This window comes from Sedimentibacter sp. B4 (assembly GCF_000309315.1).
GTDB lineage: Bacteria > Bacillota > Clostridia > Tissierellales > Sedimentibacteraceae > Sedimentibacter > Sedimentibacter saalensis.
In genome coordinates this window covers 1-217 of record NZ_CANG01000300.1, presented here as the reverse complement: position 1 = coordinate 217, position 217 = coordinate 1, and the positions used below count along the sequence as shown (strand labels likewise).

Genomic DNA, 217 nt, shown 5'->3' with positions numbered 1-217 from the left:
CGAGAACCGGCGCTTCCACGAGTTCCTGGTGCACGGCTTCCGTGGGGTCACCTACCTGGACAATGACGGGGCGGAGCAGAACCCGACGGTCCGGCTGGTGAGCGCTGATCCGGTCGAGAACGACTGGGTGGTGGCCCAGCAGGTGCGGCTGGACAGCGCTGAGCACCATCGTCGGTTCGACGTGGTGTGGTACCTGAACGGCTTGCCGGTGGTCGTT

The 217-nt window shown here is 65.9% G+C and carries 1 protein-coding gene; it reads left to right on the top strand.

Annotated elements, in window-relative coordinates; translation table 11 throughout:
• On the top strand, positions 1 to 217 hold a 217-nt coding region (locus tag BN358_RS23320), incomplete at both ends, for a type I restriction endonuclease (RefSeq protein WP_157593376.1).